Genomic DNA, 14,863 nt, shown 5'->3' with positions numbered 1-14,863 from the left:
GTTTTTAAAATTTAAAATTAGCACCAATTACAAATGATCTTAATGCCGGATAAGCATCTAACTCTACACCCTGACTTTTTGTTGGATCTCCGTCACCGTTTAATTCAGGAGTAAAACCTGAGAATTTTTGAGTGATAAATGGATTAATTGCATTAATGTAAATTCTGCAAGAGGTAATAAATTGATCTTCTGTAAGAGGTAATTTATAACCTAGAGTAATATTATTAATTCTAAAGAAATCTCCAGATTCCATATAATAAGTTGAAGCTACAGGAACTTGGTTAAATGGTGCTGGATTTGTAGCTGTTGTATTTGTTGGTGTCCAGAAATCTGTTGCTACAGAAGCTTCTACGTTTTCACCAGAAAAACGTTGTGCTTTTTTACCATTATAAACTTTAGCACCACCAGTACCGTAACCATCAACAGAGAAATCAACATTTTTGTAAACTAATCCTAAAGTTACACCGTAAGTAGAAGTTGGTAAAACAGAACCAAAATATTTTTTATCCTTGTTACCGTCTAAAAGATTTTGCGTTACTTTTTGACCAGTTGAATTATAATATAGCATATTTCCATTTGCCGGATCTACTCCTGCATATTCATATAAGTAGAAACTACCTAATGGTCTTCCCACAGAAGAATAATCTAATATTTTAGTATCCTGACCATTTCCTAATCCTCCACCAATTGTTGGTACGATTTGCGAATCAGTTATTTTTGCTAATTCATTTTTGTTGTAAGCATAATTTCCACCAATCCAATAACTTAAATTATCATTGATTTTATCATCCCAACGTAAAGAAATCTCATATCCTTTATTAGAAACCTTACCAACGTGTCTTGCAGCTTGTTGATCAATTCCTGAAGTCATTAAAGGTTTAGTATATAAAATAGTATTTTTAGTTTCTTTATCATAGACATCAAAAGATCCTTTTAATCTGTTATTTAACAGTTCAAAATCTAATCCTACACCTGTTTCTTCTACAATTTCCCAAGACAAGGTTGGATCTACCTGAATATTAATTGTATTTCCATTTGCATCTAATCCAGGGAAGTAATAACCGTAACCTGATGAAAAAGTCTGAGCATTAAGAGGTACATTTTGGTTACCCAATTTACCCCAACCAGCTCTAAGTTTTATCAAATCAACTCCTTTAATATCAGACAAGAATTTTTCTTTAGTCACAATCCATCCTAAACCAAAAGAAGGAAATGTTCCCCAACGATAATCATTAGCATAATTAGAAGATCCATCACGTCTAACAGTACCTGTAAGTAAATATCTGTCTAATAACTTATATTGGAAACGAGCAAAATAAGATGCTAATTTTAATTCATTATAATTTTCATCTTGATATTTAAGTATATCAGCAGCAAAATTATACTGATCTCCTACTGGTGCCCAGTAATTAGAATCAGGAGTTACATTTTTTCTGTCAATTGTTAATTTTTCTTTATGTCCTTTTACATTTGTTTCAATACCGGCAGTTACTTCAATATCATGAATTTCTGCAAATACTTTATTGTATGTCAAATAATTAGACAAGTTCCAGTTGAAATATTGTTCTCTACCTTTTGTTAATACGTTTATGTTTCCTGAAGTTGGATAATTACTTGCAACACGTGTAGGATCAGCAGCTAACCATTTCCCTTTAGTATCAACATAATTGTATTGTTTCCAATTATAATATTCACCGTTAAACTGAGATGTGAATTTTAATCCGTCGATAATTGTATAATCTAATTTTAAACCACCTTGCAGCGTTACACTACGTTGTTGTTCATCATAAAAATTTAATTGAGAAACCGGATTTTCTACTGTATTAAAAGCAGATCCTGTTTCACTGGCAACACCATTAGCTACAAATGGAACTCCGTATTTACCATCAGGAAAATAAACAGGTACAATTGGAGATTGTCTGTAAGCATTTGTAAATGCACTAAGGGGTTGTGGAGAAGATTTTACAGAGCTAAAACTAAAGTTTTGACTTAAAGTTACTTTCTTAGAAATTTTATATTCATTATTATTTCTAAATGTTGTACGACCGTAATCCAATCCATTTAAAATACCTTTTTCTTCATAGTTACCTACACTAAAAAAGTATTTAATATTTTCAGACGATCCTGAAACCGAAACGTTATTTTGAGTATAACTCCCTGTTCTTGTAATTTCATCAAACCAATCTGTATTAACTGGCTGATTTGCAGCAAATGTATTAGCTCCCAAAGCTGCATTTGAATAAGCAGCAAATTGATTACTATTAGCCATTTTTACTTTTTTTAATGGAGTTCTAACACCACCAAAGCTTTCAACTTCTACAGTAACTTTGTTTCCTTTACCACTTTTCGTAGTAATCATAATTACACCATTTGCACCTCTGGTACCATAAATAGCTAATGATGATGCATCTTTAAGAATTTCATACGAAACGATATCGTTCGTATTAATATTATTGATGTTTTCTGTTGGCATACCATCAACAACATATAAAGGAGTTCTTCCTCCTAATGCAGTACCAACTCCTCTAATAACTACAGAAGGTGTACTACCCGGTACATCCGATGAAGTAACCTGAACCCCGGCAGCTTTACCCTGAATAGCCTGAGAAGCATTTAAAACTTTTGTTTTCGCTACCTCTTCTCCTTTTAATGAAGAAATTGCGGTAGTATTATCAATTTTCTTTCTGGTACCGTAACCAATTACAACTACTTCTTTTAATGCAGTATCACCTGCTTCTTTTAATGTGATTGTCATTGGAGCCGAAGTTGCAGGCACAGAAACAGGATCAAAACCCAGCATTGAGATTTTGATAATCTCACCTTCTTTGGCATTTATCGTAAAATTTCCGTCGAAATCAGCATCAGCAGTAGTTCTGGAATTTGGAGCACTTATAACTGCTCCCGGAACTCCCATTCCGCTACTGTCTACTACTTTTCCTTTAATTGCTTGCGTTTGCCCAGACATATATGCTGGAAGCAATAAGAGCGCTAAAAAGCTAAAAATAAAATTTTTCATACAGTTCGTAATCGTTTAAGTTAGTAGAGCCAAATTAAACAATTACAACGTTGTAGTACATCAAACAGCACTACTACATAGCTACATCATTATGTTAAAACAATATCATATACTAATGATAATCAGTATTATAAATGTTAATAATAATTTCTTAACATAACGTTATGATGTAGTAATGATGTATTAGAATTATATAAAAAATGATGTGGAAAAATATAAAATCTGCAAAAAATAAATACGAATCTTACAGACTTAATAAAAATTTTGACAGGTTTTCTTCCTGAGAGAGATTTAATTTCTTTCTTAAACGATATCTGTGCAATTCTACGCCTCTAAATGATATGTTCATCATAGGTGCAATTTCCTTTGAAGAAAGGTTCATTTTAAGATAAACACACAGTTTTATGTCTTTTGGTGTAAGGTTTTGAAACTTCTTAGAAAGATTAATAATAAACTCATTATGAATTTGATTTAGATTGGTTTCAAAAATCTCCCATTCGTGTTTATTTACTTCATTTATCTTAATTGCCTTTTTAATTTCGCTTTTCAGTTTATTAAAATCTTTTTCAGAATCAAGAATATTTTGGATATTATCAATCATTTCACTTTGCTTGGCAATAGACAACGATTTTCCGGCAACTTCAGATGATTTGGTTTGCAATTCAAGTTCAAGAATATGCTTTTCATATTCCTGAATATTCAATTCATTTTCGGCTTTCAATTCCATTTCAAGAATTTCTCTTTGATGTTTTAATTCTTCGGCCTGTAATTTTAATTTTTGTGTATAACGAAGTTTATTCCATTTATAATAGAAAAATAACACTGCTCCTATTACTAATAAGTATAGTAAAATCATCCAAAATGAAAAATACCAGGGTTGGGCAACTTTAAAATCAAAACTTGCAACTTTATCATAGTTTGCACCATCGTGCTTAAAAATCACTATTGAATGTGAACCACTGCTTAAATTATTTAAAATTATGGCTCCGTTTGAGATCGGAATATAATTTCTTGCTTTATTAATCTGATAAAACAAATTTGGTTTTCCAGCTCCGTAAATTCCGGATATTACGTTAATTCGAAGTTCTGTATTATGTTTTATTTTGCTTTCATTTGGCAGAAGTTCTCCATTATTATAAGCTTCAACCTTAACGCCTTTATTTTGTTTGTTTTGATATTCTAATTGAAGGGAAATAAAACCATCATCAAGATTCAATAAATAATGGTTTTGACTTCTAAAAATTCTTAAATTTTCATTAATCAATTTTCCTTTATAGTATTTCTCCTGAATCATATTCCAGACAAATTTGTTACCATTTGCATATATATGATATAAAATATTTTCCTGAAGTACTATAAAATGATCTTTATCGATAGCTACAACATCAGAAATGTTTTTAAAATTAGTATTGAAAAGTTCATTTTCTTCTAATTTATTTGAAATAGAATTAAAGGTGTACCAAATGTTATTAATCAGAAAAAGTATTTCGTCTCTAAACTCAAAAATCTTAACACCAAAATCATTTTTAATTTTACTTTGCTGTGTAATATTTTCTATCTTATTGGTCTTATAATTATCGTCAAATAAAACCCTATACAATCCGCGATAATTATCGGCCGCCCAAATTTCATTCTTCTTATTCTGGGCTACATATTTTATAGGTTTCGAAAGATCCTTAATTAATATATTCTGTGTCAGTTTTGAAGCATCATTATAAACCAAAATTCCGCTGTAGGTAGATTGAAAATAAGTATCGTTAATCATACTTTTAGACAAATTCCAGCCACCGCTCACATGATTAATTTTGGTTAATGCGCCATTTTCATAACAAAAAGTACCATCGTTATGACCTATAATATATTTGCTGCCAATTTTAGTAATATTCCAGCCTTGGCCTTGCGTATTGGCCAGCATATTAAAATTCCCGGAATTAAATTCAAAAATTCCGTGGTTTGAAGCAATTAAATATCCATCGTTTGTTGTGGCAACAGAATAAACAGAACCTAAGATTCCTGAATTATCGTAAAAGAATGAAATTGGGGAATTTACTTCAACGTGAGCAATTCCGTTATCCAGACCAAGCCATAAATCTTCTTCTTTATCAAAACCAATACACAAAACCGAATTGTTCATCAAAACATTATTCCGATCTATATTTTTGTATGTCTGTGTATTAAAGTCATAAATATATACACCTTTGTTTCCTGTCCCAACAACTAATTTGTTATTTTTAATAAACTTTGCTACGTTAATTCCGTTTGCCTTTAAAGTTTCGTTTAATGGATTATTCCAAGGTTTTAAACCTGATTTTTCAACAATAAAAATTCCTTTCTTTTGAGTAAATATATAAGTTATCTCTTTGTACTTTTCTATTGCATGAACAACAGTATTTTTTAAGATATTCCATCCTTTTGGATTTGAAATTTTTGAGCCATTCATACTGAAAAGGCCTTTATCTACAGAAGCTACGTAAAGATTTTTATCTACTACAAAACAATAAGATATTAAAAACGGGAATTTGATTTTTTGAATATGTTTTCCGTCGTAAATAAAAACATCATTAAAAGACTGAAAATATAAAGAACCGTTGTATCTGAAAATTTTCCAGATTTCTTCATTATCTTTTTCATCAAACAGTCGAAGATTTCTGGTAATCGACACATATTTCATTTTACCATTCTGTCTGTACCAATAACCAAATTCTTTGTATGAACCTGAATAAATTCGGTCTCCTTCAATTAAAATCGAACGAATTATGGTTTTGTTTGGCAACGAATATTTTTCCCAAATAACACCATCGTATCGCAATAAATAATGATTATTGGCAAAATACATGGCTTTGTCATTTCCCTGAGCAGCATTCCAGATTTGATTATCGCCCTGATAATCTGATTTATTATAGTTTTCTACGAAGGGAAGTAATTCTTGTGCGTGAATTTGAGAAGCTATGAAAAAGAAGAATAATAATTTTAGAAGTGTCGATTTCAAAATATTCGGATTTATATTCAAAGATACTGACAAATATTGAATTTGAAGGCGTAAAAAAAGCTTCTCGACTGAGAAGCTTTTTTTAGAAACTATGTTATTAATTAATTTTCAAGCAGATGATAAACCTGATTTGCAATTTCATATTCTTCATCTGTTGGTACAACTAAAACTTTTACTTTTGAATTTGGTGTATTAATTTCACGAATAGATTTTGAACGAATTTGATTTTTTTCATCCTCAATTTCAATTCCAAAATAATCCATATCCGTACAAACTAATTTACGCATGTATGAAGAGTTTTCTCCAATTCCTGCTGTAAAAATAATGGCGTCTAAACCATTTAAAACTGCTGTATAAGAGCCAATTGTTTTTCTGATTCTGTAAGCATTCATTAATAAAGCTAACTGACAATCTTTGTTTCCTTTTTCAGCCTCGGATTCGATATCGCGCAAATCACTGTAGCCTGTAAGTCCCAACATTCCGCTTTGTTTCAATAAAATTGAATTTACATCATCTGCCGTATAACCGAGATTTTTTATCAGATAAAAAATTACCGATTGGTCAATATCTCCGGAACGCGTTCCCATTATTAACCCATTTGAAGGCGAAAATCCCATTGTTGTATCAATACTTTTTCCGTCTTTAATGGCAGACATACTACAGCCATTTCCTAAATGAATGGTGATTATTTTGGAGTTGTTTTCTAAAAACTCAATTGCTTTTTCTGAAACATATTTGTGGCTTGTTCCGTGAAAACCATAAACACGAACTTTATTCTCAGTTAAAAGATAATTTGGTATTGCATATTTATACGCTTCAACTGGAATTGTTTGGTGAAAAGCAGTATCAAAAACGGCTACTTGTTTCGCATTAGAAAAAATTTCTTCTGCAACATTTATTCCTACCAAATGGGCAGGATTATGCAATGGAGCCAATTCTGAAAGTTCTTTGATTTTTTCTTTAACTTCTTCATTTATAATCGTTGTATCCGAAAAATAACTTCCTCCGTGAACCACACGATGACCAACTGCTGTAATTTCTGAAGTTGATTTTATAACTCCTTTTTCAGGATCTAAAAGCATTTCTGCTACTTTTTCTAAACCAACTTTGTGTGTTGCAATTGGTATTATCTCTTCAATAGAATTTGATGAAGTTTTGAATGTAACGTTAGAAGTTTCAAGACCAATTCGATCGATCATACCTGTACAAATTACTTCATTTGCAGGCATAACCATTAGTTGATATTTAATTGAAGAACTTCCTGAGTTTATTATTAGTATTTTCATTTTTTTTTAAAGTTGCTAAGGTACTAAGTTTCTAAGTTGCTGAGTTTTTTAAAATTTTTAATTGATTTACAATGTCTGTTATTTACAATTGGATTGGGTTACTTTAGGCGCAGATAAAACGGATTGCTAAAGCAAGACGCGGAAAAAAAAAGGATCTTTTTAAGTATAATTAGTCAGTTATGGCATAAAACTCATAATTTATAATTTATAATTTATAATTTATAACTCATAATTAATCAAAGTCCCTGCGCCTGAATCGCTGTAATTACTACCGTATTAATAATATCGTCTACGGTGCAACCACGGCTTAAATCGTTTACGGGCTTGTTTAAACCTTGCAACATCGGACCAATGGCCAAAGCTCCGGTTTCTCTCTGAACGGCTTTATAAGTATTGTTTCCTGTATTTAAATCAGGGAAAATAAGCACACTCGCCTGTCCTGCGACTTCAGAATCCGGCATTTTGCTTTTTCCAACTGCGCGGTCAACTGCAGCGTCGTACTGAATTGGACCTTCGATTTTTAAATCCGGACGTTTTTGTTTTACAATTTCGGTTGCTGTTCTTACTTTTTCTACTTCATCACCTTTTCCTGATGAACCTGACGAATATGAAAGCATGGCAATTTTTGGCTCGATTCCGAAAGCTGCACTTGAATCTGCTGATGAAATTGCGATTTCTGCCAATTGTTCTGCCGTAGGATTTGGATTAATTGCACAATCTCCAAAAACAGAAACTCTGTCTTCTAAGCACATAAAAAACACTGATGAAACTACCGATGAATTTGGTTTTGTTTTGATGAATTGCAAAGCTGGTAAAATGGTGTGCTGCGTTGTATGTGCAGCTCCCGAAACCATTCCGTCTGCGTGGCCTTTATACACCATCATAGTTCCAAAATACGAAACATCTTCCATTAAATCTCTCGCCATTGTAATGCTTACATTTTTGGCTTTTCGAAGCTCATAATAGGTGTTCGCATAATCTTCGTAATTTTTAGATTCGATCGGATTGATAATATTTACTTTTGAGAAATCGAATGAAATTCCTAATTCGGCTATTTTACTTTCAATTTGTTTTTTGTCTCCAATAATCGAAATATCAACTACATCCATCGCTAATAATCTTGATGCAGCAATAATAATTCGTTCATCACTTCCTTCTGGAAGTACAATATGTTTACGGTGTTGTTTCGCTCTTTTTACCATATTGTATTGAAACATTTTTGGCGTCATACCTTCGGCCTGGAAAGTGATTAGCTTTTCAGATAATGCTTCAACCTCAACATACTTTTCAAAAGTATTGATTGACGTTTCGATTTTATGGGTGTTATTGGCGTAAATTTTTGATTTTATCGCGCCAATTCTGTTTGTAATATGATACGTTCCGCCATCAACAGCTATAATCGGAACAATAGCAGAAAGTCCTTCAATTAGCTTTAAAATGCTTTCTTCCGGAAGAATATTTCCTGTCAGGATAATTCCTGAAATTGTTGGATAATTAACGGATTCATTGGCTTGTAATGCGCCGAGAATAATATCTGAACGATCTCCTGGTGTAATGACTAAAGCATTATCATGTAAATGAACCAAATAGTTGTGCAATTGCATTGCTCCTACACTAAAATGCCCAATTTCATTATTTAGATATGTTTCTCCAAATAAAATTTTTGCATCAAGCTCATTGACAATTTCCTGCATTGTTGGATTATTCAATGTTGAAATGAGCGGAATAGTATTTATCAAAACATTTTCGGGCAAACTTTTTTGCAATCCTTTTGTAACCAATTCTATATTTTCAGGCTGAACTTTATTGGCAAAAACGGCTAAAACTTCAACTTCTTTTACTTTAAATGAATCATAAACCAAATATAAACTGTCGACTAATTCTTCCAGTGTTTTTCCAACTCCTGAACCAATAATTACAGCAGGAATTCCGAGGTTCTTGGCAATTAAAACATTCAGATCTAATTCGATTGAAGTTCCTTCTCCGGTAAAACTTGTTCCTTCAACTAAAACAAAATCAAAACGTTCTTCGAGTTTTTTATATTTTTCTATAATTAAATCTAAAACTTCTCCGATTTTGCCTTTATTCTTTCTTTTTATCAGCTTGCTTTTTGTAATGGCATATGCTTCTTCAAACTTAATATCAAGATTAAAATGCGAAAGAACAGTCTCGATATGGTTGTCTAATTCTCCATCGACAAAATCCTCCACTATTGGTCTGAAATATCCAACTTTAGCCGTTTTTCCAATCAAAATACTCATCAAACCGAGTGTAATAATCGATTTTCCGCTATTTTGATCGCTTGTGGCTATATATATCGCTTTACTCATAATTATTTATATTTATTCTAAATAACAAATTTATACAAATCTAATTTTTTACCACTCAAATAAACGTTAAAACCAACGTCTTTTTTTAAAATAAATAATTAGGGCTATTACCAATAAAAACATGATACCCATAACAACAAAATAGCCATTTTGTGTTTTAAGTTCCGGCATATTTTCAAAATTCATTCCGTACACTCCAACAATAAATGTAAGCGGAATAAATACTGCCGAAATAATCGTCAATGTTTTCATTATTTCGTTCATTTTCCTGCTTTGCTCAGAAAAATAAAAGTTTGAAGCACTTTCTAAGGCGCTCATATCCGATTCGATTTGCTCTAAAAGCTCTAAACTTTTTTGATGCAGCCTAATAAAGAAATTAAATGTTTCTTTTTGAATCAAACTGTTTTCGTCGTCATCTTTAATCGTCTTCAAATAATACAATGAATCACGAAGCGGTACAATAGAACGTTTCAAAAAATTAAAATTATCACGATGATTTTCAATTTTTTCTAAAATAATTGGATCAGCTCCTTTTTTGGTCAAATTGATTAGTTCTTCGATCTTATCTTCTTCATCTTCAATCGTAATATAGAAATTCTCCATTACAGCATCTAACAATAAATACAACAGATAATCTACTTTTTTAGTGCGTACAATTCCTGCATGTGTGCGAAGACGTTCGCGAATGTGTGCAAAAAAATCGCTTCGTTTTTCCTGAAAAGAAATTAAGATTCCGTCTTTCAAAATAAAACTGATTTGTTCAACGCTAATATTATCTGAGTATTCTGAAGGTAAAAGTGATTTTATATTAAAAAACAAAACATCTTTTTGTTCTTCTAACTTTGTTCTTTTGGTTGTATTTAAAATATCTGCCAATAAAAAATCATCAACTTTAAAATGTGCTCCAATTGTTTTAATTAAATTGATGTCATTTAATCCGTGAATATTAAGCCAGTTATTTTTTGTGTAATCAAAACAAGAGTTTAATGCCAGAACTGTAAACTTATCATATTCAACAACATCTGTATCGTCATAGACAAAAAGCTGCATTTCGGTTTCATGCCCTTTATGCGTTCCTGTATACTCCAGAGTAATGTGTTGCAGCTTGCGCCCTTTCTTGTATTTTATCTTTCTCATTCAAAAATGATTTATATAGTAATATTACAAAAAAGAATCTGAATGGGAAATGACAATTATCATTTTGATGGGAATCTATTATGAGGTAATTCAAAATAATAATTACTTTTATAAAAATCAATTTGTTGTAAAATTCATTTGAAAACATAAAATAAAATGACGCAAAATATAAAAATCTCAATTCCAAAACCCTGTCATGAAAACTGGCTTGAAATGTCGCCAACAGAAAAAGGTAAATTTTGCAGCAGCTGTCAAAAAAATGTAATTGATTTTACAAAAGCATCAAATAGAGAAATTATTTTGGCTTATAACGAAAATGAGAATTTGTGCGATCGATTCAGAATATCTCAATTAGACAGAAATATAATGATTCCGAAAGAAAAAAAATCTATTTGGGTGATTATAGCCGCATCTGTAATTGCATTTTTAGGATTAGGAAATCAAACTGCAAAAGCACAAGGCAACGTAAGAATAGAACAAACTGATAAAAACCGACTTAATGATTCAATAAACATTAAATCTACTGCTAAGAACAAATATTCAGGGATTGTTCTTGATGAAAATAATATTCCTTTGCCTGGAGCTTACTTGATGATTAAAGGAACAAAAATTGGAACTCAAACTGATATTGACGGAAGCTTTTCAATTGAAGCTGTTAAAGGAAATATTTTAGTTGTTTCATATGTAAGCTATAAAAGGTTAGAACTTACTCTAAACGAAAAATTAAATTTCTCTATTAAAATGAAAATGGATGAAATAGAATTGCAAGGCTTTATGATTATAAAAGAATCAGAAGATGATTAAATGTAATTTTAATAGTTCTAAAAGCATAAAAAAACCGAGTCATTTCTGACTCGGTTTTTCATTATTGTGAAAGAAGAATTATTTTACTTCTTCAAAAATAACATACACTGAATATCAATATATTAAAGAACAATGATACAAATATGGTACAAAGTAATTATTTTATTTCACAAAACAACATATTTCCTTTCTGAAAGTCAATCTCATTTTAAACTTTACTAGACAGGCTTAGTTTGTGAATAAACTAAGTTTTTTTTATCTAGAAAGAAATTATCCCTGATCATTAAAAAGGAAACTGTATCTCACATTTTTTATGTCTTCTAAAATCTTACTATTACAGTCATTATACACTATCAGCGCTGAAACATAGTGATGCAATAAAAAGGATGGATCATTCCAAGTAAAGCCATATTAACATCTTTAACAGGTTAAATTGATCTTCGTGGGTTTCAATACTGCTCTCCCCACCAAAAGGGTAAAAGAAGTAAAAAGGTCACTTTTTCAATCTTTTCAAAAACCCATAAAAAACGTGGTAAGACCTGCAAATCCTAGGATTCGCAGGTTTTTTGTTTTTAAGGCACTTTTCAATCTTTATAAAAACGCCCAAAGTCAAAGGTGCAAAATCGGGGCACAATCCACCGTTCACCAATTGTGCACCAGAAAATTGCTTAAGTACTGTAAACACAGATGTTAAGGAGATTAACGACTTGTTTTTTTGACGCTATAATTCTACATTTATTAACCTAAAAATTGAATTATGTTAGAGAGCAGTTTTGGGCTGATTTTCTTTTTGAAAATTCCCCGTGATGAAAGTAAAATTAGAAACGTTTATCTCAGAATTATCATAGATGGTATTCGCACGGAAACATCCACCAAACGTAAATGGGATATCAATCGATGGGATCCCAAAGCCGAAAGGGCAATCGGCAATAAAGAAGACGCCAGATCTCTTAACTTCTTTTTGGACTCGCTGATTTTAAAAGTCAATGAATACAAAACAGAGATTATGTACAGCGGAAAACCCGTAACTTCTAAAAAAGTTATGGAATATGTATTGGGAAAAAATACTTCCAAAGTAAAAGTATTGGAAGAATTTCAAAAGCACAATGACGAAATGACCGCACTTTTGGGAAAAGGGTATGCAAAAGGAACACTTGACCGTTTTACTATTACTAAAAATCATTTAACGGCCTTCATAAAATTCAAATTTAAAACCACAGACCTTGAATTTACGGATCTTAATCTCGAATTTATAAAAGACTTCGAGTTCTACTTGAGAACCGTCAGAGATTGCAGTAACAATACAACCCTTAAATACATTGCCAATTTCAAAAAAATTGTCATTCGGGCAATTGATAAGGAAGTTATCTTAAAAGACCCTTTTAAGAACTTTAAAGGCCGAAAAACAAAATTGGTAAAAAAACCCCTTACTTCGCAAGAATTATATGAATTAGAAAGACATTATTTCACTACAGATAGGCTTAATGTTGTTCGAGATGTATTTGTATTCCAATGTTACACTGGAATGGCATATATTGACGCGTATCAATTAAAGAAAACCGACATTAAAGACGGCATTGATGGAAACCTATGGATTATGTCCGAGAGACAAAAAACCAATTCCACCACGAATGTCCCACTTCTCCCACCGGCACTTAAAATAATTGAAAAATACAAAGACCATCCTCTTTGTTTACAGCGCGGCACCGTTTTACCAGTTTCTTCCAATCAGAAAATGAATGAATATTTGAAAGAAATTGCTATTCTCTGCGGTTTTCCCTTTACACTCAATACTCATATGGCACGCCGGACTTTCGGAAGTACCGTTACATTAAACAATAATGTCCCTATCAATGTTGTTAAGGAGCTATTAGGTCATGCATCTGTAAAACAGACGGAAGCTTATGCTATTACTGAACAAAAAACCATTGGGCGGGAAATGTCACTTCTCAATAAGAGACTTAATAAGACCTCTGTTAAAATGTCACAAGCAGACTTAGCTGTGCTAAACAGATTGGAAAAAGAAATACAAGCCATTAAAAAGAAATATAACATTTCATCTTAATTAATAAACTGATAATTCTAAATAGATACTAAAAAAAATAGGTTATCTCATAACTCTTGAGATAACCTATTTTCATTTAGTTCAATTTCACTTTTATAACCTGGATGATAGGAAGGCCGATAAATAATGTATCCAAATATTTGAAGTTGTTTAAAATATTTATGATATGTAGGTATTGTATTTATATGGGACAACGCCATAATTTTACTGCGGCTGACTTTGATTGTTTTCTCCTCCCCTTGCCTATATCCTAAACTTAGAATTGCCATTAAAATGGCCAGATGCCAAACGCTTAGTCTTGAATCATCCATATAAATAGATAAGTAATTCATCACTTGGTCTTCAGTGGGCTCATGGGTTCGATTCATCACTAAAAAGTTTTTGAAGATCTTGTTTTTTATAATAATAAGAGCCCAGAACTTTTTTAAAGCGGATTTTGCCAGTGTTCTAAGATTCTGCACAGATCCGGCAGAAATATCAAGCAGTTTTCTCACTGCCTTGCTTTTAAGCCACCCAGGATCCATCGAATTTTTATCAGCGAAATTTGCGTTGACAAATGCAGTTTGTATCTTATCAAGAAGGACCAGTCCAAACTGTATTAAATCTTCTTTGGTTACTGCTTCACTCATAACTTAATTTTTAAATTCATTTTTACTTACTGATCGGTTATAAAATAAATCTTGCTCTTCTGCTTTCTTTTCTTAACTGGCATATAAACCAGATAGCCGTACTCATTAAGCTCACCCACACACCTTAGATATACTTTTGATGAAGAAAGTTTAGCAATCGGTTTAATATCGTCTGCAGATGCTGCAATGGGATTAATAAACCCCATATCTGATCTGAATTTCAGCAGTGCGGCATAAATGGCAATATGCGTCGAACTAATACGAAAATCCTTTTCAACAGCTAAAAAAAAATCAGATAGGGGTTTTAAACTGTCCATTATTAAATCGAATGCGATTTACTTTTTTTATTATTCTTTTTGTTTTCAGGATCAGAAGAATCGGAATCAGGATCAACTTTATTTTTCTGCTCTTTTGAAACAGATTGATTCTCAGATTCAGATTTCTTCTCTTCTTTACTTTCACGGTGATTAATTCGCTGGAAATTCACATCATAAACATTTAATGTTTTGAATTGAGGATTGGCCTCTACATGTAAAAACCAGTGATATTGACCACCTATTTTCAATTTAAAGTGACCATCTAATTTTGGTTTAAATTGACCACCTAA

The 14,863-nt window shown here is 31.7% G+C and carries 9 protein-coding genes and 1 pseudogene; 2 read left to right on the top strand and 8 right to left on the bottom strand.

Going from position 1 to position 14,863, the window contains the following annotated elements; all coding sequences use genetic code 11:
* Nucleotides 1-4 precede the first annotated feature (4 nt).
* The 5 genes from GKZ86_RS23320 to corA all read right to left on the bottom strand — a co-directional run bounded on the left by GKZ86_RS23320 (nt 5) and on the right by corA (nt 10,758).
* Entirely contained in the window at nt 5-3,016 is a 3,012-nt protein-coding gene (locus tag GKZ86_RS23320) for a SusC/RagA family TonB-linked outer membrane protein (RefSeq protein ID WP_154785446.1), read from the bottom strand.
* Between the two features lie 244 nt (nt 3,017-3,260).
* Complete coding sequence (locus GKZ86_RS23315; protein WP_154785445.1) at nt 3,261-6,005, bottom strand: histidine kinase; 2,745 nt, start codon at nt 6,003-6,005, stop codon at nt 3,261-3,263.
* Between the two features lie 101 nt (nt 6,006-6,106).
* Entirely contained in the window at nt 6,107-7,291 is a 1,185-nt protein-coding gene (locus tag GKZ86_RS23310; RefSeq protein ID WP_154785444.1) for an acetate/propionate family kinase, read from the bottom strand.
* Between the two features lie 236 nt (nt 7,292-7,527).
* Nucleotides 7,528-9,621, bottom strand: coding sequence for a phosphate acetyltransferase (pta, locus tag GKZ86_RS23305; RefSeq protein ID WP_154785443.1), 2,094 nt, complete (start codon nt 9,619-9,621; stop codon nt 7,528-7,530).
* Nucleotides 9,622-9,687: 66 nt separating this feature from the next.
* A complete protein-coding gene (gene corA / locus GKZ86_RS23300) occupies nt 9,688-10,758 on the bottom strand; it encodes a magnesium/cobalt transporter CorA (protein WP_154785442.1) in 1,071 nt (356 codons plus the stop codon).
* Between the two features lie 156 nt (nt 10,759-10,914).
* Between corA and GKZ86_RS23295 the strand changes: the two genes are divergently transcribed.
* Nucleotides 10,915-11,562, top strand: coding sequence for a carboxypeptidase-like regulatory domain-containing protein (locus GKZ86_RS23295; protein WP_154785441.1), 648 nt, complete (start codon nt 10,915-10,917; stop codon nt 11,560-11,562).
* Nucleotides 11,563-12,319: 757 nt separating this feature from the next.
* On the top strand, nt 12,320-13,627 hold the full coding sequence (locus tag GKZ86_RS23290; RefSeq protein ID WP_154785440.1) for a site-specific integrase: 1,308 nt from the start codon (nt 12,320-12,322) through the stop codon (nt 13,625-13,627).
* 47 nt (nt 13,628-13,674) lie between these two features.
* Here GKZ86_RS23290 and GKZ86_RS25505 read toward each other — a convergent pair whose 3' ends face one another.
* The 3 genes and pseudogenes from GKZ86_RS25505 to GKZ86_RS25280 form a co-directional block, all read right to left on the bottom strand.
* The gene (locus GKZ86_RS25505) at nt 13,675-14,256 is read right to left on the bottom strand and encodes a hypothetical protein (protein WP_228526643.1); all 582 of its coding nucleotides are present in this window, start codon (nt 14,254-14,256) and stop codon (nt 13,675-13,677) included.
* Between the two features lie 26 nt (nt 14,257-14,282).
* Nucleotides 14,283-14,573: a hypothetical protein gene (locus GKZ86_RS23275; RefSeq protein WP_154785438.1), complete on the bottom strand. Its 291-nt coding sequence runs from the start codon at nt 14,571-14,573 to the stop codon at nt 14,283-14,285.
* A gap of 2 nt (nt 14,574-14,575) precedes the next feature.
* Nucleotides 14,576-14,863: pseudogene (locus GKZ86_RS25280) on the bottom strand (hypothetical protein); the annotation flags it as partial.

The sequence above is a fragment of the Flavobacterium sp. LC2016-13 genome (genome assembly GCF_009707955.1).
GTDB lineage: Bacteria > Bacteroidota > Bacteroidia > Flavobacteriales > Flavobacteriaceae > Flavobacterium.
This window is presented reverse-complemented; position numbering and strand designations above follow the sequence as displayed.

Coding starts and splice junctions, on each gene's coding strand:
- pta (WP_154785443.1), bottom strand. CDS start 9,621: ATGAGTAAAGCGATATATATAGCCACAAGCGATCAAAATAGCGGAAAA.
- GKZ86_RS23275 (WP_154785438.1), bottom strand. CDS start 14,573: ATGGACAGTTTAAAACCCCTATCTGATTTTTTTTTAGCTGTTGAAAAG.
- GKZ86_RS23290 (WP_154785440.1), top strand. CDS start 12,320: ATGTTAGAGAGCAGTTTTGGGCTGATTTTCTTTTTGAAAATTCCCCGT.
- GKZ86_RS23320 (WP_154785446.1), bottom strand. CDS start 3,016: ATGAAAAATTTTATTTTTAGCTTTTTAGCGCTCTTATTGCTTCCAGCA.
- corA (WP_154785442.1), bottom strand. CDS start 10,758: ATGAGAAAGATAAAATACAAGAAAGGGCGCAAGCTGCAACACATTACT.
- GKZ86_RS23310 (WP_154785444.1), bottom strand. CDS start 7,291: ATGAAAATACTAATAATAAACTCAGGAAGTTCTTCAATTAAATATCAA.
- GKZ86_RS25505 (WP_228526643.1), bottom strand. CDS start 14,256: ATGAGTGAAGCAGTAACCAAAGAAGATTTAATACAGTTTGGACTGGTC.
- GKZ86_RS23295 (WP_154785441.1), top strand. CDS start 10,915: ATGACGCAAAATATAAAAATCTCAATTCCAAAACCCTGTCATGAAAAC.